This is a genomic window from Microcoleus sp. S36a_B3, assembly GCF_036700745.1.
Taxonomy (GTDB): domain Bacteria; phylum Cyanobacteriota; class Cyanobacteriia; order Cyanobacteriales; family Microcoleaceae; genus Microcoleus.
The window spans coordinates 1-21,974 of sequence record NZ_JAUBPN010000033.1 but is presented as its reverse complement, the minus strand read 5'-3'; the positions used below and the strand labels follow the sequence as shown (position 1 = coordinate 21,974).

General features: G+C 46.6%; 16 protein-coding genes and 1 riboswitch. Of the genes, 3 read left to right on the top strand and 13 right to left on the bottom strand.

The window, feature by feature from the left end:
- Positions 1–136: 136 nt before the first annotated feature.
- Positions 137–1,510, bottom strand: coding sequence for a phosphomethylpyrimidine synthase ThiC (gene thiC, locus QUA01_RS24075; protein ID WP_333092952.1), 1,374 nt, complete (start codon positions 1,508–1,510; stop codon positions 137–139).
- Between the two features lie 8 nt (positions 1,511–1,518).
- Positions 1,519–1,615, bottom strand: a riboswitch (TPP riboswitch).
- A 124-nt stretch (positions 1,616–1,739) separates the two neighbouring features.
- On the opposite strand from thiC, the gene QUA01_RS24070 reads away from it, so the two are divergent.
- Positions 1,740–2,876: a DUF262 domain-containing protein gene (locus QUA01_RS24070; RefSeq protein ID WP_333092953.1), complete on the top strand. Its 1,137-nt coding sequence runs from the start codon at positions 1,740–1,742 to the stop codon at positions 2,874–2,876.
- 127 nt (positions 2,877–3,003) lie between these two features.
- Here the strand turns inward: QUA01_RS24070 and QUA01_RS24065 are convergent, their stop codons facing one another.
- From QUA01_RS24065 to QUA01_RS24040, 6 genes are all read right to left on the bottom strand, one after another.
- Positions 3,004–3,564: a Uma2 family endonuclease gene (locus QUA01_RS24065; RefSeq protein WP_333092954.1), complete on the bottom strand. Its 561-nt coding sequence runs from the start codon at positions 3,562–3,564 to the stop codon at positions 3,004–3,006.
- A gap of 79 nt (positions 3,565–3,643) precedes the next feature.
- Positions 3,644–4,204 (bottom strand): Uma2 family endonuclease, encoded by a 561-nt coding sequence (locus QUA01_RS24060; RefSeq protein WP_333092955.1) that lies wholly within the window; start codon positions 4,202–4,204, stop codon positions 3,644–3,646.
- Between the two features lie 168 nt (positions 4,205–4,372).
- Positions 4,373–6,670 carry a Calx-beta domain-containing protein gene (locus tag QUA01_RS24055; protein ID WP_333092956.1) on the bottom strand — a complete coding sequence of 766 codons (2,298 nt, stop codon included), beginning with the start codon at positions 6,668–6,670 and terminating at the stop codon, positions 4,373–4,375.
- A 737-nt stretch (positions 6,671–7,407) separates the two neighbouring features.
- Positions 7,408–9,405, bottom strand: a complete 1,998-nt coding sequence (locus tag QUA01_RS24050) for a tetratricopeptide repeat protein (protein ID WP_333092957.1) — start codon at positions 9,403–9,405, stop codon at positions 7,408–7,410.
- A 281-nt stretch (positions 9,406–9,686) separates the two neighbouring features.
- The gene (locus QUA01_RS24045; protein ID WP_333092958.1) at positions 9,687–9,827 is read right to left on the bottom strand and encodes a hypothetical protein; all 141 of its coding nucleotides are present in this window, start codon (positions 9,825–9,827) and stop codon (positions 9,687–9,689) included.
- An 18-nt stretch (positions 9,828–9,845) separates the two neighbouring features.
- The gene (locus QUA01_RS24040; protein WP_333092959.1) at positions 9,846–10,718 is read right to left on the bottom strand and encodes a 6-carboxytetrahydropterin synthase; all 873 of its coding nucleotides are present in this window, start codon (positions 10,716–10,718) and stop codon (positions 9,846–9,848) included.
- 416 nt (positions 10,719–11,134) lie between these two features.
- On the opposite strand from QUA01_RS24040, the gene QUA01_RS24035 reads away from it, so the two are divergent.
- The gene (locus QUA01_RS24035; RefSeq protein WP_333092960.1) at positions 11,135–12,631 is read left to right on the top strand and encodes a cyclic nucleotide-binding domain-containing protein; all 1,497 of its coding nucleotides are present in this window, start codon (positions 11,135–11,137) and stop codon (positions 12,629–12,631) included.
- 329 nt (positions 12,632–12,960) lie between these two features.
- Here the strand turns inward: QUA01_RS24035 and QUA01_RS24030 are convergent, their stop codons facing one another.
- The 6 genes from QUA01_RS24030 to QUA01_RS24005 all read right to left on the bottom strand — a co-directional run bounded on the left by QUA01_RS24030 (position 12,961) and on the right by QUA01_RS24005 (position 21,126).
- Positions 12,961–13,644, bottom strand: a complete 684-nt coding sequence (locus QUA01_RS24030) for a J domain-containing protein (protein ID WP_333092961.1) — start codon at positions 13,642–13,644, stop codon at positions 12,961–12,963.
- 380 nt (positions 13,645–14,024) lie between these two features.
- A complete protein-coding gene (gene cysK / locus QUA01_RS24025; protein ID WP_333092962.1) occupies positions 14,025–14,987 on the bottom strand; it encodes a cysteine synthase A in 963 nt (320 codons plus the stop codon).
- 54 nt (positions 14,988–15,041) lie between these two features.
- Positions 15,042–15,482 (bottom strand): RrF2 family transcriptional regulator, encoded by a 441-nt coding sequence (locus QUA01_RS24020; protein ID WP_333092963.1) that lies wholly within the window; start codon positions 15,480–15,482, stop codon positions 15,042–15,044.
- Positions 15,483–16,043: 561 nt separating this feature from the next.
- Positions 16,044–18,290: an iron uptake porin gene (locus QUA01_RS24015; RefSeq protein ID WP_333092964.1), complete on the bottom strand. Its 2,247-nt coding sequence runs from the start codon at positions 18,288–18,290 to the stop codon at positions 16,044–16,046.
- A 291-nt stretch (positions 18,291–18,581) separates the two neighbouring features.
- The gene (locus QUA01_RS24010) at positions 18,582–20,228 is read right to left on the bottom strand and encodes an HD domain-containing phosphohydrolase (protein WP_333092965.1); all 1,647 of its coding nucleotides are present in this window, start codon (positions 20,226–20,228) and stop codon (positions 18,582–18,584) included.
- 616 nt (positions 20,229–20,844) lie between these two features.
- Positions 20,845–21,126 carry a 4a-hydroxytetrahydrobiopterin dehydratase gene (locus QUA01_RS24005; RefSeq protein ID WP_333092966.1) on the bottom strand — a complete coding sequence of 94 codons (282 nt, stop codon included), beginning with the start codon at positions 21,124–21,126 and terminating at the stop codon, positions 20,845–20,847.
- 499 nt (positions 21,127–21,625) lie between these two features.
- On the opposite strand from QUA01_RS24005, the gene QUA01_RS24000 reads away from it, so the two are divergent.
- Complete coding sequence (locus QUA01_RS24000) at positions 21,626–21,826, top strand: hypothetical protein (RefSeq protein ID WP_333092967.1); 201 nt, start codon at positions 21,626–21,628, stop codon at positions 21,824–21,826.
- Positions 21,827–21,974 lie beyond the last annotated feature (148 nt).

Below are 21,974 nucleotides of genomic sequence, written 5' to 3'. Positions count from 1 at the left end.
TCAATCTTTAAATTGTCTCCTCCCTCCTCGTTAGCAGGAAGAGCCTGGTAATGCAGATTCGGAGGCTCTACCTCCCTTACCTCGCTGCTTTTGAATGGCCAAGGGCGGGCGAAACAATCCGCCCACCCGATCGAAATTAGCTTAGCGCTACAGGTTCCTTAGCAAGAAACTTCTCCAACTCAGTCAAAGCATCGGCATCAACTTTCGTCTGCATCGGACAGAATTTAGGCCCGCACATCGAACAGAATTCGGCAGTTTTGTAGATATCTGCCGGCAAAGTTTCGTCGTGATATTCCTTTGCTCGTTCTGGATCTAATGACAGCTCAAATTGACGGTTCCAATCGAAATTGTAACGCGCTTTCGAGAGTTCATCATCGCGATCGCGCGCACCCGGACGGCCCCGCGCAATATCCGCAGCGTGAGCCGCAATTTTGTAAGCAATCAGCCCGTTTCTGACATCCTCAGCATTAGGCAATCCCAAATGTTCCTTCGGTGTCACGTAGCACAGCATAGCAGTACCGTACCAACCAGCCATCGCGGCGCCAATTGCTGAGGTAATGTGGTCGTACCCAGGCGCAATATCAGTCACCAACGGCCCCAAAACATAGAAAGGTGCTTCCGAGCATTCCTCCATTTGTTTCTTGACATTAAACTCAATTTGATCCATAGGAACGTGGCCGGGGCCTTCCACCATTACCTGCACGTCATGTTCCCAAGCTTTGCGAGTTAATTGTCCCAAAGTTTTGAGTTCGGCTAATTGAGCTTCATCCGACGCATCGTGAGTGCAACCGGGGCGCAGAGAATCTCCCAAACTAAACGAAACATCGTATTTTTTGAAGATTTCAATGATGTCGTTAAAGTGAGTGTAGAGGGGATTTTGTTTGTGGTGGTGCAGCATCCACCGCGCCAAAATGCCGCCGCCGCGAGATACAATTCCAGTCAGCCGATTTTTGACTAACGGCAAATGCTCGATCAGAATTCCGGCGTGAATTGTTTGGTAATCAACACCTTGTTGAGCGTGTTTGTCAATGATGTGCAGGAAGTCATTCGCCGTCAGACTTTCCATATTACCGTGCACGCTTTCTAGAGCTTGGTAAATTGGTACAGTACCGATTGGTACCGGCGAAGCATTGATGATTGTAGTGCGAATTTCATCCAAATTACCGCCGCCGGTGGACAAATCCATCACGGTATCAGCACCGTATTTCACTGCTAGTTTAAGCTTGTCAACTTCTTCCTGCATATTGGAAGAGTTGGGAGAAGCACCGATATTAGCATTGACTTTGCACTTAGAGGCAATGCCGATCGCCATTGGCTCCAAATTTGTGTGATTGATGTTAGCCGGAATAATCATCCGTCCCCGCGCTACTTCCGCGCGGATCAGTTCTGCTGGGAGATTTTCTCGCTTAGCAACATAATCCATTTCCTCAGTGATCACACCTTGACGGGCGTAGTGCATTTGAGATACATTGCTGTGTCCCTGACGCTTCGCGATCCATTCGGTACGCATATTCTTATTTCCTTGATAAACAGCTTCCCTCCGCTGGTATTACCCAGACTCAGGTTCTAAGGGTGTTTTCTCAGCCCGGACTTTCGGGCACCCCTAGCTAAGCTGTTGATTGTATCACCGATTTCTGTGCGCGACGGCAGCAACTAAGGAAATCTTAATATTGAGAGATAGATCAGGGGAGCGAGCATTATATAATATCTAATAACTCAGGCAGAAAGGAGGCTACAAGATGAGTACATTTGAGTCAAACAGCGAGACATCTGCCCCAAAGCATCTAGCGAATGAGGAACAGGAAAACGATATTCAGGATAGCGGGGAAGATGACAGCGGGGAAGATGAGGAGGACATTATTCCCTCCAAATTTTCCATAGCAGTTTCTCGAATTGATTTTGATGTAGCGGGTCTAGTTAGACGCCTGGAAAGCAAAGACGTATATATTCCTGAATTCCAGCGTGCTTATGTTTGGAAACCCAAACAAGCTGCGCGTTTTATAGAATCTCTCTTGCTTGGGCTTCCAGTTCCCGGTATATTTCTAGCAAAAGATCGAGAAACAAAAAAACTGCTTGTTATTGATGGTCAGCAAAGATTACGCAGTCTTTTATATTTCTACCAAGGGAAGTTTCCAAACAGTCGGCACTCGTTTGCTCTGAAAGGGGTTCATACAGAATTTGAAAGAGAGACATATCAATCACTGAAAGACGCATACCGACGCCAATTAGATGACTCGGTTGTCTCCGCTACAATTGTCGAGCCACTTTATGCAGACGACGACAGTAGTATTTACTATATCTTTGAAAGGCTAAATACCGGAGGTACTATCCTTAAATCGCAGGAAATTCGTGCTTGCATCTATCACGGCGAACTCAATAATTTGCTAGAGGAACTAAATCAAAACCCAGCGTGGCGTGACATATTTGGTATCCCAGATAAAAACAGGAAAGATCAAGAACTTATTTTGCGATTCCTGGCCTTTTACTTCGATGGCAACGATTATAAGCCTTCTCTAAAAGAATTTCTCAATCAATACATGAGGAAAAATAGACACTTTGCCCACCAATCCAAAAAACAAATAATAAACGCATTTATCCCAACGATTGAATTGCTCCATAAATGTCTTGGTAACAAAGCTTTTAAGCCTCTAAAATTATTGATTCCTACTTACTTTGAAGCCGTAATGGTGGTTACTGCTCGCAGGTTAGAACAAGGCAAGATTAATAATTTTGAACAACTGGAAGAACGCTATAAATCACTGATGGAAAATGATAGTTTTAGTGGAGTAGCTCAAAAAATACGCAATCTTACTAGCGAAGATAATGTCAAGAGGAGATTAGAAATTGCGTCCAATTATTTAGGAAATTTAGAATAGCAAGTGTTCATAAAAGTAGCGTTAACTTATAATTGACGCTTCTTTTTTAGATGCTTAAGGCAATGTTTTTAAACACACATAACTATTCTTCTCTCCTTTTTTCAACAGTTAGTTTAAGCGGGCTATTTTAACCCAAGATTAAATCAATACTCACTACAAACTCAGGAAACGCCAGCGGCGAAACTTGTTCTCCCCGCTCAAATTTTTGCATTGAAGTGTAGCCATCAGCCGTCGCATCGCGGTAAACTTCTAAACAATTAACCTCAAGATCCCACAACCAAACTTCCTGAATGCCCGATCGCGCATAATTCGGTACTTTCACATCGCGGTCATAATTAACCGTACTATCTGCTACCTCTACCAACAGTAAAATATCCTCGCTATTTGGCAGCGATTCTTCATAAAAGTCGGCGCGGGGTTTCACTAAAGCAATATCAGGTTGCGGTTCTGAGTTATCATTAAGGCAAATAGGATTTTGCACTCTAAAAATAACTAGGGACTCTGGAATGTGGCTGAACATTCGTGCAAGGCGATCGACACGGGCGGCGTGGCGCCTACCAATTGCTGCCATTTGGATAATTTCTCCTTCGATAAGTTCTACTCGTTCATTATCTCTAAATACGCCAGCCTCACTCATCAAGTGATATTCTTGCACTGTAAATAGCCGTCTTTGGATCTGAACAGACATAAATTTCCTCCTTTTTTCGCAGTCAATTCAAGCTGAGTTTTGTTACCAGTCATCTTCCAACTAATACTAGCTCATCCCCCTAACCCAAAATTCCATCAATACTCACTACAAAGTCGGGAAAAGCCAAGGGCGAAACAGTTTCTCTCCGCTCAAATTTTTGCACTGAAATGTAGCCATTTGCCGTCGGGTTGCGATAAACTTCTAAACAATTAGCCTCTAAATCCCACAACCAAACTTCCTGAATCCCAGAACGTGAATAATTAGGTACTTTCACATCGCGATCGTAATTAACCGTGCTATCTGAAACCTCAAGTAACAGCAAAATATCCTCGCTATTTGGCAGCGATTCTTCGTAAAAATCAGCGCGACGTTGTACTAAAGCAATATCAGGTTGAGGCTCAGATCCCGATCCAAGGCTAATCGGATTTTGAACCCGGATAATAGCACGTTTTCGCACCCGATCGCCAAAAAACTCTGCAAGGCGATCGACACGGGCGGCGTGACGCCTACCAATTGCTGCCATTTGGATAATTTCTCCTTCTATAAGTTCGACTCGTTCATTTTCACCAAACACACCACACTCATTCATCAAGTGATATTCTTGGACTGTAAATAGCCGTCTTTGCATTTCAACAGACATAACTATTCTCCTTATTTGCAGCTTCTCTAAATTTATCATAAAAAAAACCGCCCCAAACGGGGCGGCAAAAAGAGGAAAAATTTAGAAGACAAACCTTAAACAAAAAGGGTTTGACTGTACCCAAGAAACATATTAGTAGAGCAAAAATTGCTCGCCCTACTAACAGTCCTAAATCAGAGTAATTGCAGTGGAAGCCGGAGCGCCGATCGAACCAGGGCCAAAACCTAAATTCACTACCCCAGCAGTCAAACCAGGAGCGTTATTAATCGTCAGACTGACGCTCGTTTGACCGGGATTAAAGTTCACCGAACCGCCAGAAGAATTCGGAGAATAGGGCCCGACAATGTTGAAGTCTACATTATTCAGAGGTTGACCGCCGCCGGGGGAAACAATCAAAAAGTCGATCGAAGCCGAAACCCCAGTATTGCCGCTGCGGTTAATCGTAAAAGTGCCAGCAGCGCCGTCAGAAACAGAACCCGGAGACGAACCGTAAGAGAAGAAAGTAGGAGGAACAGCAGTAGTATCAAGGATCGACAAAACTGCTGCAGAAGGACTCGCCAAACTACCGCCGCTCAAGAACAAATTCACCGTCTCAGTAGACTCCGTGAGGCTATCAAATAAAGTTTGAACCGGAACTTGCGCGCTAGCTTGTCCGGGTGCAAAATTCACCGCTTGAACTACAGCCGTGTAATCGGGTTGAGAACCCGCAGCCATAGCAGTACCGTCGCCAGTGCTGAACAAAATCGTAGCCGGCGCAGAAAGGTCGCCACCGCGATTGATTGTCACCGGAGCAGTGCTACCCTCATTAGCGCTGTAAGTAGCCGCACTGAAGAAAAACGTGCTTTGACCGGGAGTCGGGGTGGGAGCAGGCGTCGGAGTGGGGGCGGGAGTCGGGGTTGGAAAAGGAGTCGGGGTTGGAAAAGGAGTCGGAGTCGGAGTCGGGACAGGGGGCACATCCTGAATCGTCAAGATTGATGGATTGCTGCCCACATTACCGCCGCTGAGCACCAAATTCACCGTTTCCGGCGATTCCAGAATCATGTCGCTCAGAGCCGAAATCGTGAAACTAGCGCTATTTTGCCCCGGAGCAAAATTCAGCGAACCAGCGGCCACACTGTAATCAGGTGCAGTCCCGCTAGAAATTGCCGAACCGTCAACAGTAGCGTAGCCGATTGTCGCCGCACCAGTGCCGCCCGATCGAGTAACGTTAACCGTCGCCACACCGCCTTCACTAACCGTGTAACTTGCTTGGTCAAACTGGAAAATACTCGCAGGCGTTGGAGTCGGTGCAGGAGTCGGAGTCGGAGTCGGAGTCGGCGATACCGACGTTGAAGCATCAAAAATCGTCACTGTGGCTGGATTGACAGTACCCACATTACCGCTGTTGAGAAATACATTCACCGTCTCTGGCCCTTCGGTAATAGCATCGTTCAGAGTCGCGACAGTGAAAGTCGCGCTAGTTTGATCTGCCGAAAAGTTCAGAGTTCCTGTAGTAGCAGTGTAGTCAGCAGCCGAGCCAGTAGAAAGTGCTGAACCGTCAACAGTACCAAAACTAATGCTTCCAGGAGCGGAAGTATTGCCCGTGCGAATCACTGTGACTGTAGCGGGACTGCCTTCGGGAGTAGAGTAATTATTTGTGCTAAAGCTGAAGACACTTGCAGGAGTCGGTGCAGGTGTCGGTGTCGGTGCAGGCGTCGGTGTCGGCGTCGGCGTTGGTGTCGGGAATCCAGCCGATTGGAACCAAGCTGGGTTCGCGCTCAGTTGGGCTGCTGTCAAACCTTGGATGTTGACCAAATACTCGCCGGTGCCGGTATCGCGAACGAGGGTGTTGCCGATGCTGATGCCGTTGGAACCGGTGCCGTCGATGAATTGCAAATCGCTAAATTGCAGGCCGCCGAACAGTTGGATGACATCGTTGCCGGCAACTTGGAAGTCGGTAATCATGTCGGCATCGGAGACTCCGGGGCCGCCGGTGGTGGCTGTGGGCCTGCCGTCGCCGACTCGCCCGATCGCAAAAATGTCATTTCCACCACCGCCGCTCATCGTATCAGAACCGAGGTCGCCGTAAAGTACATCGTCGCCGAGGTCGCCTAGGATCAAGTCGTTGCCTTTCCCGCCGAACATCGTGTCATTGTCTTTACCACCGAACATACTGTCGTTTCCGTCGTTGCCAAAAACGCTGTCATTGCCGATGTCGCCTCTAACTAAGTCGTTGCCTTTACCACCGTAAACTTGGTCGTCGTCTTTGCCGCCAAAAACGCTGTCGTTACCTTCATTGCCGTTAACAAAATCGTTGCCGGGGCCGCCGAAAAGTAGATCGTTTCCGTCTAGTGCATTGATTGCATCATTGCCGTCAAGGCCGCTGATGGTATCGTCGCTCAGTAAGTTTCCCAGGCTAATTACGCGACCGTCTGGTAAAAGGCCCGGTATCACATCGGGGCCGAGAGTTCCTGTTATATTTGCCATTTTTTTTAACTCCACAGGTTAATTTTTTTTGCTTTTGGTAGAAGCACCTGTAGAGATTCTTCAGGGTCAGATTGCGGTTGTTAAATTAACTGATTTGCAGAAAAAAACCGGACATTTATGTCAAGATTTAGTCTGCTGTTTGTCCCTATACGGTAATCTCTCCCTACATTTTAGGCTGTTGCGATTTCTGGCAACTGTATTCCGCTTCGATGTCCTGTTAATAATGAAGAAGGAGAATGTTCGATGAATGTTCCCGAAGTTTGCAAAAGATTTGCATTAAAACTAATACTTGTTTGCTGCACAATTTCGGCCCGTTGTGGATTGCGATAAGTGCCAGTAGCTAACCTATATGTTTCTATTGATTCAACCGATTTCAGGACGATTTTTTAAAATTTATAGCACTCCTAAATTAATTAAAATAACTGGTTCATTTGGAAGAGCCGGGGAAATTATGTAAGAGCAACTGCGATCGCTTATAGCAATTCTAAATCATTTTCAATAACTGGTTAATAGCCTAGGAATCGATGTCTGTCTTGAAGAGCCTAGCCTGCGAAAAGGGAGGCAGAGCCAAAGCATCTGCGTTACCAGGCAGAGCCTAGTAACGAGTAGTTGTTCCGTATAATTTAGGTGTATCAATAGTTTTGAGTATTGATATAAATAGCCGAATAATTCATCGAATTGTGGCGAGTTTTGATTGTTTTTTTGCTCGTAACAAATCCTTCTCAATCCTGCTTGAATTATGAGGCAATTGCACCTCGATCGCGCCAAGCTTCGGCATTTTCGGGCTTGATGGCGATCGCACGATCGTAAGCTGCCATTGCTTCCTCGTAACGCTTTAATTCTGATAAAGCTGTACCCATTTGGTGCCAAGCATCGTAGGATTCTGGCTTGATCGCGATCGCCTTTTGGTAAGCTGCAACTGCTTCTTCTGGGCGCTGCAATTTTGCTAAGGCTTCGGCTTTACCAAACCAAGCTTCGTAACACTCGGAATTAAGCTTAATTGCTTCGGAGTAAGATGCAATTGCTGCTTCGTATTGCGAGAGTTTCTCGAAAACTGTACCTCGGTTGTGCCACGCTTCAAAATCCTGGGGTTTAATGGCAATTGCTTTGTCGTAGGATGCGATCGCCTCTTGATAGCGCTGCATTTTTCCGAGCACTGCGCCTTTATTGTACCAAACTTCGTATTTGTCAGCTCGGATGTCCAAAGCCCGATCGTAAGAATCAACAGCATCAATGTAGCGGAGCAATCTCCACAGCACATTGCCTCGATTGTACCAAGTTTCGTATCTGTTGGGATTGAGGGCAAGAGCGCGATCGTAGGAATCAACTGCTGCGGCGTTTTGCTGTATTTTGCCCAGCATCGCGCCTCGATTGTGCCAGATTTCGCTGTCGGTTGTTTTGATGGCGAGGGCGCGATCGTAACTGGCGATCGCTTCTTCGTAGTGCCGCAGTTTACCCAACAAAGCTGCTATGCTGTGCCAACAGGCGTATGTGTAGGACTCGCTGGCACTTGCTTGCTCGTAACAGGCGATCGCCTCTTCATACTTCTGCAATTTTGCCAGCAAATTCGCTTTATTATACCACGCTTCCCAACAATCCGGTTTCATCGATATTGCTTGGTCGTAACAGGCGATCGCTTCTTCATAGCGCTGCAATTTTATTAACACATTTCCGCGCCAATACCAAGCCTCATCCACATTCTTATTCATTAAAATAGCTTTTTCAAAGCAGACTACTGCCTCATCATAATTGCCTTGAAAATAAAGCCCTTCACCTTGCTTGATGTAATCATCAGCAATCATATTTGCTGCGCTACCAGGTGCTGTTTCCGAATTTTGCGAATTGTTTAACTGCGGTTGAGGTGCGAGTTTGACAGCTTCTTTGGCAACAACTGCAGGAAGTTGGGATATTTCTTGAACAATTTCAGATTTTTTCTCGTAAACTTCTGTTAACAAAACTTGGAGGTGCATGAGAAATTGAGATTTGAGAGTCTCAATTTGCTCGACGGAAGATTTGGAAAGTTCAGTTTCTCTACTTAAAAAATCAATGGATTGTTTGGCTGCACTCAGTTGCGATTCTAATTCATCTCTCAACTTTTGAGTCAGTTGACTAGAATTGATTAGCTCTGATTCTAATATACCAATGCCCTGCAATCTTTGATTGGCATCAGCAACCAACTGTCTGACTACCAGTCGCCGGAACGTCCAAAAAAAGGCAAGTGTCGCCGGTGGAAAGATAGTACCAAGAATTAGCAAAATATTCAGCAGAGCTATGGTGTTATTAAAACCATATCCCGATTCAGCATTACTGTCAGTACGCAGGGCAAGAAAATCGAAAGCGTCGCGAACTTGGGGATTGCTTTCAACTCCGGTTTCAATTAATTTAGCCAGCCAGGTTTCTTGTAAAGATTGTGTTAATTCATCGCCGGATTGAGCAGCAGTATTCGCCTTGGTTTTTACTGCTGGAGATAACTCCGGCCCGGCGGCGGCTACTAGCAAACCTGCAGGGGATTTTACCGCAATTCGCGGGGAAAATTGTTCGTGGGCGATCGTCTCCGGCGCGCTCATTGACTCCGCCGGACGGGAGGCGATATTATTTATGGCATCAACAAATTTGCTGGCCTGCGGTATCCCTCCAGAGGCGGGAGGTGCAGCAGGAGCGGCGCTAGTATTAGCTGTTACATTCTGGGATGCGAGGGCGGCCAGAGTCAAGAGAGCTACATTTGAGACTCGCATAAACGTCAACTCACCTAGGAGAAATTAGTGCTTGTTTGTCAGCGATCGACCTCATAGTCTCAGCAGTTACAATAACTGAGATGAGGAATGCTGGCGATGATGCTACTATCTCCAAAATACGGGCTGTGTCTGACTTGTCAGGAAAAGTGCCAATAATTGTAGCTCTATAACTTCGGTGAAAGAATTTATTCTGGTACCCGATCCGGCTGAAATCGCCCTCGGAATCATCAACAGCCTTTTATGCGCCCCTTCTCAAAATCTTAACTTCCTAACCAAAATATCTATAAACTTGTCCCGCCCCAACCAACTTCGCTCGCCCGAATTGTCGGTAAATTGCCAAAAATGCGATCGTCCAATTTAATCGTTGGGGCGGCTTCACCAATCTGCACAATTAGCTGCAAATCCGGGTGAAACCGCCCCAAAAAACCCGATTTTTAACTCTAAACCCCAGCTAAAACGGCTGACGGTTTCTGGCGCGCGACATCCGCTGCATCTAAATCTGCACCGAAAATTTCGCAGCTATTATTCGGACTTTCAATCAGCTTGATCTTGTGCAACTCTGCGCCCAATTCCCTCACGGGCGATCGCAACAATTGCCCGATCCGAACCGCAATATTTTCCGCCGTCGGCACAACCTTCTCAAAATAAGCAATATCCTTATTTAAAAAAGTGTGATCGAAGGGTTCAACAACATAATCGTCAACGGCTTTTTGCAAAGCTCCCAAATCAGCAATCATGCCAGTGCGCGGATCAATTTCCCCTTTCACAGTCACTTCTAAATGATAGTTGTGACCGTGACCGTTAGGACGAGCACATTTGCCATAAATTTCCGAGTTTTCTTCAAAGCTCAAATCGGGACGAGCCAACCGATGGGCGGCGCTAAAATGAGTTGACAGAGTTAGATAAGCTTCCATGCCGTTTCCTAAATATTCAGCCCAAAGTTCCGGGTGTTCAAACAATTGAATTTTGTTCACAGGCAAATGAGGAGCTAGCCGCAGCCAAATTTGCCGTGCTATGTTTTCGGTAGTTGGCAGAGTCTGCTCAAATTCCGGCCACGCTTCGTTAAGGTAGGAAAAATCGAGATCCTTGGTAACTTCCCGCTTGATGACGTGTTTGACATCAGACAGGTTGAGCACCATGCCGTACTCGTCGAGTTTTCCTATCATGGAAACGTAAAGAACGTAATTGTGTCCGTGTCCCGGTGCGCGGGCTGTTGGGCCAAACCGCTCAAAGTTCTCGGCTTCGCTCAACTCCGGTAGCCAGTAACGATGACTCGCCGAAAACTGTGCCCGACGATTGATGATGCACTGCATAAAAGTCAATTAGGATAAGCTTGTTAAGTTCTGTAAAGAACTGACTTCTTAAGGATAAACTAATTTTTGCGGGAATTTTTCGATTACTTGAGGGTGCTTTACTTGAATTTATACCAATTTTCGAGATATTGCCAACCAGTCGCCGCGAGAGTAGCATGGCTTATTGTGCGCCACAACACAGATATCGGGCAGAAAATACAGAAAATACTGCTACTGCTACAAAACAGTTTTTCCTCATCCGTTGCTAAGGGATGGGTTATCCCATTTTCGATTGGCCCCGCGAGGGATAGCTGCGCTGCGCGTACTTTTTGCAACAGAGGGAACTCCCCATTTATAATTTTTCGCCTAAGCTCTGCAATAGTTAGCAGTTTCCGGTTCAGTTGCGAGCAAAACTAATTACGAATGACGAAATCTTCATGAATTGGATTACTGTACGAGCCGATCGCTTTTTTCAACATTTATCCGCTGCGATGGGCACTCCGCTATTTTATATCGGCGACACTCATCTGTCCGTTAGTGCGATCGTCAAAATAATAATCTTAGCTATATTTGCCTTCATTGTAGCTCGGATCGTCAGCGAAGGAATCAAGCGCAGCCTCCTAGTTCGGATGAGATTTGATCGCGGCAGCCGAGAATCAATTGCCACCATCATTAGCTATATTTTAGCAACTCTCGGCTGTATTTTCGTCCTGCAAGCTGCCGGCATCAACCTCACTTCTCTCACCGTCTTAGCTGGCGTAGTGGGCATTGGTTTCGGCTTCGGGTTGCAAAATCTTGCCAGCAATTTTATTAGCGGTATCACCCTGCTATTCGAGCAGCAAATTAGAGTCGGAGACTTTATTGAAATTGACCGCCTCTTAGGAACAGTAGAAAATATTTCTATCCGCTCCACAATTATCAAAACAATTGATGGGCTATTTGTAATAATACCCAACATCAGGTTTGTCGAAACTAACATTATTAACTGGAGTTATAGAGACCCAAAATGCCGCCTTCACATCCCCGTCGGCGTTGCTTACGGCACTGACCCAGTAATAGTTACCGAAGCGCTATTAGTGGCGGCGCGGATGGCATCGAATGTCTTGTCCCATCCTTCTCCTAAAGTATGGTTTAGCGGTTTTGGAGACAATGCTTTAAATTTTGAACTTTTAGTTTGGATTGACCAGCCACAGGAAAGCGATGCCATTATAAGTGCAATCAATTTTTTAATAGATTACGAATTGCGCCACCGAAATATCGAAATCCCCTTTCCCCAGCACGATTTATGGCTGCGAAATCCCCACGAGTTAACTCAAGCTTTTCACCATGACAAAGACGATAATTCCAATGGAAAAGTTGTTCCGCAAAATACTAAAAATTCAGCCGAACTCAAATCTAATTCCAGCATCTCTGAACATATCACCCCTGGTAAAGCACCTAATAATTGGACTCTGCGAGACTTGTTGCGGCGAGTTACTTATTTTGAACAGTGTACGGATTTAGAACTGCGACAGTTAATTGAATATGGCTACCGACAAATGTTTCCAGCGGGACAGATTGTCTGTAAAGAAAATGCCCCTGGCGATTCTTTTTATATTATTCTTTCCGGGGCTGTAGAAGTTCTTTCTCAAAAAACAGATCAGTATATTGCGACGCTTCACGAGGGCGAGTTTTTTGGGGAAATTTCTTTGCTGTTGGGAACTCCGAGAACGGCGACTGTTAAAACTAGCGAAGATTCAATTTTGTTTGTTGTGGAACGCCACGACTTGCAAAAACTTTTAATTGAACAGCCGAATTTAGCAGATCAGATTGCTCAAAAATTGTCGGAACGCCAGCAAGCTTTGAGAGATTTGGGATTGTTATATGGTGATTCTCTAGAACAAGCTCCTTTTATTAAAATTAGGAAACGAATTCAAGTTCTTTTTGGGATTTAGTAGTCATTAGTCAGTAGTCAGTAGTCAGTAGTCATTAGTCATTAGTCATTAGTCATTAGTCATTAGTCATTAGTCATTAGTCATTAGTCATTAGTCATTAATCATTAATCATTAGTCATTGGGAATTGGGAATTGGGAATTGGGAATTGGGCAATTCTCCCCCTCTCCCTCTCTCTCCCATTCTCCCCCTCTCCCCCTCTCCCCTCTCTCTCCCCCTCTCCCCCTCTCCCCTCTCTCTCCCATTCTCCCCCTCTCCCATTCTCCCCCTCTCCCCCTCTCCCCCTCTTCCATTCTCCCCCTCTCCCATTCTCCCCCTCTCCTTCAACTAACTAAGTTCTCATTTTTAATTCATCCTGTGCTTCCCGTCGTAGTTTAGAGGCAATTCTAAACAGTTCTTGACCTGTGTGCAAGTGGCGATCGTCATAATTGAGGGTAAATAAATACAATTCTTCTATGCCATCGCCGACTTGATTGATACAATAGTAGAGATGGGCGGCTACTCCGGCTAGATTAGATGGATTGGGCATCGATCTAAGACTGTTATGAGCTTTTTCAAGAAATTCGCGGCTGGTATCGATATAGGCTTGAAACTTTTCTATCAGTTCGTCATCGAACGGATCTGCTGACAATTCGTTTATTTCCTTTTTCAGCGGCTTCAAAATGTTGTTGAGCATTCTATTGACTGGTTTATATACTTTAATCAGCCACTGTTCCATTTGTTCGTCGGCATCCCGCGCTGTTTGTTGTCGCTGGCGGCTGAAGTTGGACGCGCTGGGCGATCGCAATTCTTCGCTTTCTGGGGAAATTTGGCGATCGTAGGATTGTCTTTGCTTGGCATCTCCTAATATTTCATAGGCTGCATTGAGACGGATAATTTCTTCGTGACCGGCTATTTTACTCTGGCTATCTGGATGAAATAGTTTGACTAAACGGCGGTATGCTTGTTTAATCTCGGCTTGTGTTGCTGTTGGGCTAATTTTTAGGGTTTTGTAGTGATTGCTAACGGAAGACACGCTCTTATTTCCTTGAAATCTAGATAATCTGCGAAAAAGTTCTTGACAAAAATATCACTTTTTGCTAAAGTATTAGTTATTTATTTGATATGAATGTCAAAAGTTGTCGGTAAAAAACTTTTGTTTTCAAATTATTATAAATCCATTTTATAAAAATATTGAGTCTTGAAAAAGTTCGCAGCATCCGACTTTGGTCTTCTCTTGACGGATTTGAGTTAAACAGGACTTGCATTCCTCTGGCTGGCACAATTGCGATTGCCGACAATATTCTTTCTGCAAATTTGATATTAATCAGGACTTGCATTCCTCACTACAAACAACAGCAGGGCGTAAACTCTACACCCTGCTAAAAGTTGCTGCGACTTGCGCCGGAAGCTGATTTAGTTGACAGCCACCGCTAGATTGAGTTCTGGATCTTGGAACAAGGGAGTGCTCAGATAGCGTTCGCCAAAGCTAGGCTGAATCATCACAATCAATTTCCCGGCATTTTCTGGACGCTTGCCGACTTTTAAGGCCGCACAGAGTGCCGCACCGCTGGAAATACCCGACAAAAGTCCTTCTTCTCTGGCTAAGCGACGCCCGTAGGCGATCGCCTCGTCATCGGTAACAATTATCACCTCGTCGATCGCCTCCACATTCAGCACTGGCGGCACAAAACCCGCACCAATACCTTGAATTTTGTGAGGCCCTGGCTTTCCGCCCGACAGTACCTGACTGTTGGCCGGCTCAACGGCGATCGCCTTAAACTCGGGTTTCCGCGACTTGAGTACCTCTGCAACACCCGTAATCGTGCCACCAGTGCCGACTCCAGAAATCAGGAAATCCACCTCACCGTCGGTATCTGCCCAAATTTCCTCAGCCGTTGTCGAACGGTGAACCTCCGGGTTGGCTGGATTCCGAAACTGCTGCAACATATACGCATTCGGAGTTTTGTCCACAATTTCTTGAGCGCGGCGGATGCAGCCACTCATGCCCTCAATGCCGGGAGTCAGTTCTAGTTGGGCTCCGTAAGCTCGCAGCATCGATCGGCGTTCCGTGCTCATCGTATCCGGCATTGTCAAAATCAACTGGTAGCCCTTTGCCGCCGCCACCATTGCCAAAGCAATTCCGGTATTGCCAGAAGTCGGTTCTACTAAAACCGTTTTTCCTGGAGTAATCAGCCCTTCGGCCTCGGCTTGATTGACCATACTGACACCAATCCGGTCTTTTACCGATGCTGCCGGATTCATGCCTTCGAGTTTGACCACGATTCGAGCCAAGCAGCCTTCGGCTTGGGGAATGCGGTTGAGTTGCACCAGGGGTGTGTGTCCGACCAATTCTGTAATGTCGCCAGCAATACGCATAATCTTTGTCTGTTTGTTGAGAGTAAATTGTTAATTGCTCGTTGGCAATAGTAACTAGATGTAATACATAATATCGAGCTGCCGCCTGCCATTGCGCTTTTCGCACAGATCCTGTAGCGTATATTTTTGCAAAACCGAGTTGGCAGTCGATCGCGCTTCTTGCCAAACTTCCCAAATTACAGCACTTTCTACCGTTTGAGCCGGCGAGTCTTTTTGGGAGCGATCTAATTCTGAGCCTTCGAGACAGTTAATAATTTCCAGCAGTGTAATTTTCCAGGGTTCCCTCGCCAAGATATAACCGCCCTTAGCACCTCGCTGGCTGCGAATCAGCCCGCAGCGTCTCATTGTAGCCAGTAACTGTTCTAAATATCGATCGGGAATATTTTGCTGAGCCGCTATCTGGCGAATTTGCAGGGGTTCGCCCTCGTCGTAGCAATCGGCAAGCTCTAGCAAAGCTAAGATTGCGTATTCGCTTTTACAGGAGAGTTCTACCATATTGCTTCAAATACCTGAATTCTAGACTCCGAAGTCCGATCTTAAAATTTTCCTCAATGTTGAGTTCAAAATTTTAATTCCTCAATTGTTATTATACTCCGGTTTTCCACTGAACTTAATCGACTTTCATAAATTTCTACAATCTTCTCTCAACAAACCGGGTTTCATCTAATGTCTGGTCGATTACCATAACAAAAACCCTTCGTAGTGGGGAATGCGAGTACGCTCCCTGATTGCGGACTCGCATTCCCCACGCGCGATCCAATTTGAGATATGTCAATCGACCGCACATGATATTAGAGTCGAGGAATGATCGGAGACTTGCATTGTTTTCATTCGCTCTCCGATCAGCAAATTATCTGCGTCCATCTGCGTTTATCTACCTTACATCTGCGGTTAAAGGATCGATCCCGTGATTTATGCAATTGCTCGTTTAATTTTCAATTGCTTGCGGGCCCCAAATTAGTCTCGCGCACAAAAAAGCCCTGCCGGAAGCAGGGCTAAATTTGGCTAGAATTAGCAGAGAGAGTTTGACCCGTCCTGCCTTTCTTTCACCCGCTCTTAGAACGTAAAAGTAGTTCTCAGAGTACCAATAATGATGTCATCGTTGCGATCGTTTTGATTGGGGTTAGTAATCCAAATGACGCCCGGAGTCACAGCAATGTTATCGGAAACCTTGAGCTTGTAGAAGCCTTCAAAGTGCCACGACTGGTCATTTCTGAAGTTATCCAAATTGCCGGGAGCATCAAGTTTATCCAAGTAAGGCTCGCGACCTACCACAAAGCCCAGCAAGTTGCCTTCTTTTCCTAAATCAGGCAAAGCCAAGGTGACAGCGTAGTTCCAAATTTTCGCATCGCCGATGCCGAGAATGCGAGCATTCGTTAAACCACCCCAGCCGCCAATTATAAATCTCGGGCTGAGACGGAAAGAAGCCTGAGCGCCGTAGGAGTTGCTGACCACTTTGCGAGCCCGGAAACCGGGGAAGCCGTCGCTCAAACCGTTGAGGGAATTAGCCACACCGGTACCAGTGAAACCGCCGAGATTATCGGGGCCGCTTCCCAAAGCATTGTCAAACCCGAAGTTACCTCGGCTAAAGTAACCGTGGTTGTAGTTGAAAGCAACTTGCAAGTTGCGTCCGGGGGTAAAAGTCAACTGGCCCATCGCCGCGTAGTCGCCGTTGAACAAGCCTGAACCCTTAGCAGGACTGGCTGCACTTGAGGCCAAATAGCCGAAGGACAGAGAAGTCGGGCCGAACACGCCGCCCAGCAAGCCTCTGCCACCGAAGGCATAGTCAAAGCCGATACCCGCACCGCCACCCAAGCGGTAAATCGGGTTGCGCTGTCCGAAGGCGCTCAGGGAGCCGTTGCCACCGTCATAGTCTTCAAAGTAAGGGTTGACAGTCGGCATAATGTCGTCCCAAACGCCAGCGTTAGCTGCCAGGGTAACGTTCAGGTTTTGACCTACAGGAAACTTGTATAACAAGCTGTCTAGGGCAACAACGTTGTCGGTTCTGCCGACTACGTTCCAAGTTTGAGTGCCTTCGCTGGTAGCCCCAAGGTTAAATCTTTGACCGTTGCCGACTTGAAGTCTGGTAAGTAACAAGTCTCTGCCGGTAAAGCTGGTATTTAAGTTGAGACGTACCCGCTGTTGGAAGACGGTCTCATTGTTACCCTTGCCGACGATCCTGTCATTGCCTCTGCCAAACAAGCCATCGTTGCCACCAAAGTCGTCGCTGAGGGCAAAAATTGCTTCCCCAGTCAGCTTGGTAGTAGTTGAGAATTGGTTGGCTTCGAGTTCGGATGTCCGAGATTCGAGAGCATCGACGCGGCCGCGCAGGGTTGCCAGTTCTGCTGCAAATTCTTCTTGGAGCCGTTGGAGGGCTGCCAAGTCATCTTTCGTAGCTAAGTTGCCGCTGCCTGCTCTGATCAGCTCGCTAACCTTGTCTAAGCAAGCGTTTAAACCGGCTGCGAATTCGTAGCGGGTCATTGCCCGGTTGCCGCGGAATGTGCCGTCGGGATACCCGGCAATACAGCCGTAGCGCTCGACTAGGGATTGCAGTGCTTGGAATGCCCAGTCTGTAGGTCGCACGTCAGAAAGTTGAGATACTGAGGTGACTTGACCTTGAGTTTCGCCACCTGCTGCACCTTCGCTGCTGTACTGATTGAGCTGCTCTAATGTGGCGGCTGGGTTTTGAGCTTCTGGTGCGACAGTTTGGGCTACAGGTTCAGCCTGTGCTGTTTGGGCTACAGGTTCAGCCTGTGCTGTTTGTTCTGCTGGCGCTGCCGCTGTTGGTTCTGCCGGGGCTCCCGCTGCCGGGGCGGTAGTTTCTAATTGAACTGCACCGAGTATCTCTGGGATAGCCGTAGCTGTCGGGGCTGGATTTTCTAGTTTCGCAGCCGCTGAATTTTCTACCGGTTGAGCGACTGTGGGCTCAACTGCTGCTAGAGATTCAGTTGCAGGTTTTGGTGCTGCCGCTTCGGGATTTTCCGCTGCGGGGGCTGTGTTGGCTGTGGCGATCGCGCTTTCTGTTGCAGCCGTGCCTGAAGCTGCAATCGCTGGCTCTGTTTCGATGCCAGCGGCTGGGGAATTTTCTGCGATTCGATCGGCTGCTGCAGTAGTTTCGTCAACCGCTGCTACAGCATTAACTTTCGCTTCCGAGGTTTCAGCAGTTTCAGCTTTGGCAGCTTGAGGCTTGAGCGCATCAGCACCGGGCTGAGCGTTTGCTGCCATCGCGCTCGAAGAAACTACTAGGGTAGCTCCTAAGACTGCTGGGCTGATTAATAGGTAACTCCACAAAAATTTCGACATATTCACTCTCATCCTCACACCGATTACAGAGAAACTTTTCTAGTCTTCTATGCCGTCAGTAGTTGCTCCACTAGCATACTGCAAAAAAAGACCTAAAATTCACTTTTTCTTTTGATTCTTTTGGTCTGACTGAGTGTATGGATGCGATCGGCTGCTGCTGAGGGCGTATTTTTTACCCTGCCATCGACTGCCTCAAAACCTGACAAGACTTAGGCTGTCGATTGATTTGACTGCTTGCATCCAAAAGCCCGATCGCCTCTGTACTTTTTTAGCACAGCACGCCCGAATCGTCTAGGCTGATTCGACTTTACCATCCAAGCTGTGTCCGAGGACGCTAAAGACTTGGCGGCAATCGAACAATTCTAACAAATCGGCGTTGATTTTGTTGTGAGCTGCTTCTTGCCACAAAATTTTCATCGCTGCCTCTGTCTGCAGAGCTCGTTTGTAGGGACGATCGCCCGCTGTCAGGGCGTCGTAAATATCCGCGATTGTCATTAATTGCGCCTGAATCGGGATTTCAGAGTTTTTCAGTCCTCGCGGATAGCCGGTACCGTCGAGTTTTTCATGGTGTCCGTAGGCGATTTGGGGAACATTTTTTAAATCTTTTGTCCACGGAATTTGGCTGAGAAATTCGTAAGTGTGAGTTACGTGAGATTCTATTGCCGATCGTTCTTCCGCTGTCAGGTTGCCCCTCGACACCATCAATTGCACGATCTCGTCGGGAGTCAGCAGGGGTTTAACTGCCCCGTCGATATCTTTATAAGTTTGCCCAGCAATTTCTCGCAGTTGAGCTAAGGGTTCTTCTGCCAAAATGTGAGGTTCGTTGGCTTCGATCAGAATTTCCCAATATTGAGCCAATCTGGTTTTTGCTTCTGCTAGTTTAGTGTCTAGCTTTTCTATTTGCTGGCATTGAACGCACTCTGGCTCTTCGCTGGGATGTTTTGGGTAGGCTGAATGCTCTAGCAAATATTTATATTTAGACTGGACGCATTCCATTTCCATTGTCCGCTGAGCTAAGCCAAAGCGGTGGCGGATGATTTCTAGCTGTGCGGGGTAGAGCTTTTTCTGTTTGGTCAAAACTGCTTCGGGCACTCCGATTTTACCAAAATCGTGCAGCAAGGCTGCGTAGCGAATTTCTTGAATTTGGCGGTTGTTAAAGTAGACGGAGCGCAGCCATCCGTTGCTGACGGCGTTTACTTCTTCTGACAGGCGCACTGTCAGGGCTGCTACTCGTTCTGAATGGCCGTAGGTACAGGGGTCTCTGGCTTCTATGACTTGCACGCTGGCTTTGACGAAGCCCTCGAACAAATGTTCTATACTTTCTTGGAGATGATTGCGCTCGATCGAGATTGCTGCTTGAGATGCGAGCGAGCGAACTATTCTTTCTTCCCACAAAGAATACTGCTGCGTCGATTCCCAGGCATTCTCGGCTGTCAGCACCGCATCTGCCTTTGTTTTGCGATTGATCAGTTGCAGTATGCCGATTGTCTCGCCTTCTCTGTTTTGCATCGGTAACACCATTACCGAGCAAGTGCGGTAATTAATATCCCTGTCAAAACTGGTATCTAGCTGGTAAGGTACGGCTGGGGGTAAGTCGTAGGCATCCGACAGGTTCAAACTTTGACCTGTAATTGCTACGTAACCTGCCAAACTTTTGTCTGTCAGCGGCAGCGCAAACTCCTTAAACGACAGGCTCGGTTTAGAAGCGTTTTGGGCTACCTTGAACAGCAGCTTAGGTTGTTCGTCGCTGCGGTCTACTAAGTAAACGCTGCCCGCATCGCTGTTGGTAATTTCCCTACTTTTGGATAAAATTAAATTTAACAAACCGCCTAAATCTTGAGCGCTCGACAGAGCAGCGCCAATATCCAGAAGCTTTTCTATCAGCTCGGTTCTTTCAGCAGACTCGTTCAATAACTCTGGCTTTTCAAATACGATCATGGTCGGAGGATGGCGAACAGCCTTTTATCGGGAGATTGGGTTTAAAACCCCGTTCTTCTAGGACGGCTTTAATTTCTTAAATCTATTTCTAAAAATCCAAAACTTGCTTGTATTTGTAGTATACTACAATAGTCAAGGTTAAACTCCTTTGCCATCGTGAAACAGTTAAGACACACTTTCAGGCACAAATTGTTGGACACAGAGCAGCGAAAACTCTTAAAATAGCTAGAGAATTAACACATTCTCTTTACCAGAAAACAAATAATGTAGTTTATTTGTTAAGTAGGGTAGGGCATACCCGAACTCTAGGTTAATATCCTAGTACCATGAGTGGAGATAGACCCTCTGGGGTTGCTGTGAGTTAGGCTCGTCAATTGGTACTTTTGTACGGTTGAAAAGTTTAAGAATTGCCGAAAGGACATAGCGCTTAAAGGTTAGTCGATGAATTAAGAATCCCCACGCCTTTAGGCTGGGGAGTGTCAAACATTGGACTTTTTGCATCTCGACTTTCTCACACCCGATTTTAACCCAGAGTCGATTTTTTTATTGGCGAGCTTGTGGCGATTGTGGACTGTCGCTAGATGCAGCGGCTCCTGTCGCACAAAGCGGAACTGTTTTAATGTAGCGTAGAAATTTCTTGGGCTAGCGCAAAGTCTTTTTCAGTTAACCCTCCGGCATCGTGAGTTGTCAAGTTAACTGTAACTTTGTTGTAGGAAATTTTGATATCTGGGTGATGTCCTGCGGTTTCTGAGGGGGCGACCAATTTATTTACAAAGGCGATCGCTTCGATAAAATCTTTAAATAAACGGGTACATTGCAGTTGCTTGCCTTCAACTGTCCAGCCTGACAATTGACTAGCGCGCTCTTGAATTTCCGTATTGTTAAGTAGGTCAGCCATATTTTTTTTGGTATTTTGGGATGAGTGTGGCATATTCACAGCCCACCTGCGGAAAATCCTACAAAAAACTATCCGCTCTCAAAAATAGTGTTGAGGCTCAAGTTTTAATACTCAAGATGTAACACTATTTATGAGAGCGGTCTAGCGGGTCTTCAGATTAGAACCTGACTGCCGGGAGAATCCCTAGCTCAGCCTGGTTCCCCGTGGAATTCGTTTCCCGTTGGAAACGACGGCTGACTGCTAGTGAGCGGCCCCGGCGCACAGCCGGTAGTTTCCAATCTGATGACCCATGCGTTTACTACTTTCTATCATGGGCATCACCTCCAAGTTTTACTAAATGGTTTATATTTGAACGCACCTGACCCAAATACAAGATTTGGTGTCAGGATTTGTGCGCTAGCTATTGCCAGCGTTACTGAAAGAACCTGCGTTCTGAGTATCATTCCAGCAATCACAATTACTATAATAACACAAGGAATTAGAACTGGGGGAATTCAAATTGATATTTTTGCCAGCTTTGGGCAAATTACTGCTGCTGCGAGGTTTTCGCTCGCTCTTCGAGTTGCTAGCGGACGATCGAGCTTTTGAACGGATTGCTCGGCTGTTGGGTTCGGTGTCAAGCGGGAAATGCGCGGCTTTGAAACAAAAAAAGCGAAACAAAAAAGCTCCCACCAATCGGTGGGAGCTTTTTCAACATTGAGGATAAAACCTAAATTGCTTTATCTTAATCCTTTGAGAATGTTGACTTTTTTGATAACTAGCGCTGATTACAGTGCGTTACCGCGAGGAAGAACTTCTTCTGGGAACATGAAGTTTTCGTGAGGTTGGTCGATCGGAGACATCCAAGC

What these genes read in the sequence shown, in the direction of transcription:
- QUA01_RS24065 (WP_333092954.1), bottom strand. Translation starts at nt 3,564, where the DNA reads ATGTCTGTTCAGATCCAAAGACGGCTATTTACAGTGCAAGAATATCAC.
- QUA01_RS24035 (WP_333092960.1), top strand. Translation starts at nt 11,135, where the DNA reads ATGAATTGGATTACTGTACGAGCCGATCGCTTTTTTCAACATTTATCC.
- cysK (WP_333092962.1), bottom strand. Translation starts at nt 14,987, where the DNA reads ATGCGTATTGCTGGCGACATTACAGAATTGGTCGGACACACACCCCTG.
- QUA01_RS24015 (WP_333092964.1), bottom strand. Translation starts at nt 18,290, where the DNA reads ATGTCGAAATTTTTGTGGAGTTACCTATTAATCAGCCCAGCAGTCTTA.
- QUA01_RS24050 (WP_333092957.1), bottom strand. Translation starts at nt 9,405, where the DNA reads ATGCGAGTCTCAAATGTAGCTCTCTTGACTCTGGCCGCCCTCGCATCC.
- QUA01_RS24055 (WP_333092956.1), bottom strand. Translation starts at nt 6,670, where the DNA reads ATGGCAAATATAACAGGAACTCTCGGCCCCGATGTGATACCGGGCCTT.
- thiC (WP_333092952.1), bottom strand. Translation starts at nt 1,510, where the DNA reads ATGCGTACCGAATGGATCGCGAAGCGTCAGGGACACAGCAATGTATCT.
- QUA01_RS24040 (WP_333092959.1), bottom strand. Translation starts at nt 10,718, where the DNA reads ATGCAGTGCATCATCAATCGTCGGGCACAGTTTTCGGCGAGTCATCGT.
- QUA01_RS24070 (WP_333092953.1), top strand. Translation starts at nt 1,740, where the DNA reads ATGAGTACATTTGAGTCAAACAGCGAGACATCTGCCCCAAAGCATCTA.
- QUA01_RS24020 (WP_333092963.1), bottom strand. Translation starts at nt 15,482, where the DNA reads ATGGTAGAACTCTCCTGTAAAAGCGAATACGCAATCTTAGCTTTGCTA.
- QUA01_RS24060 (WP_333092955.1), bottom strand. Translation starts at nt 4,204, where the DNA reads ATGTCTGTTGAAATGCAAAGACGGCTATTTACAGTCCAAGAATATCAC.
- QUA01_RS24005 (WP_333092966.1), bottom strand. Translation starts at nt 21,126, where the DNA reads ATGGCTGACCTACTTAACAATACGGAAATTCAAGAGCGCGCTAGTCAA.
- QUA01_RS24010 (WP_333092965.1), bottom strand. Translation starts at nt 20,228, where the DNA reads ATGATCGTATTTGAAAAGCCAGAGTTATTGAACGAGTCTGCTGAAAGA.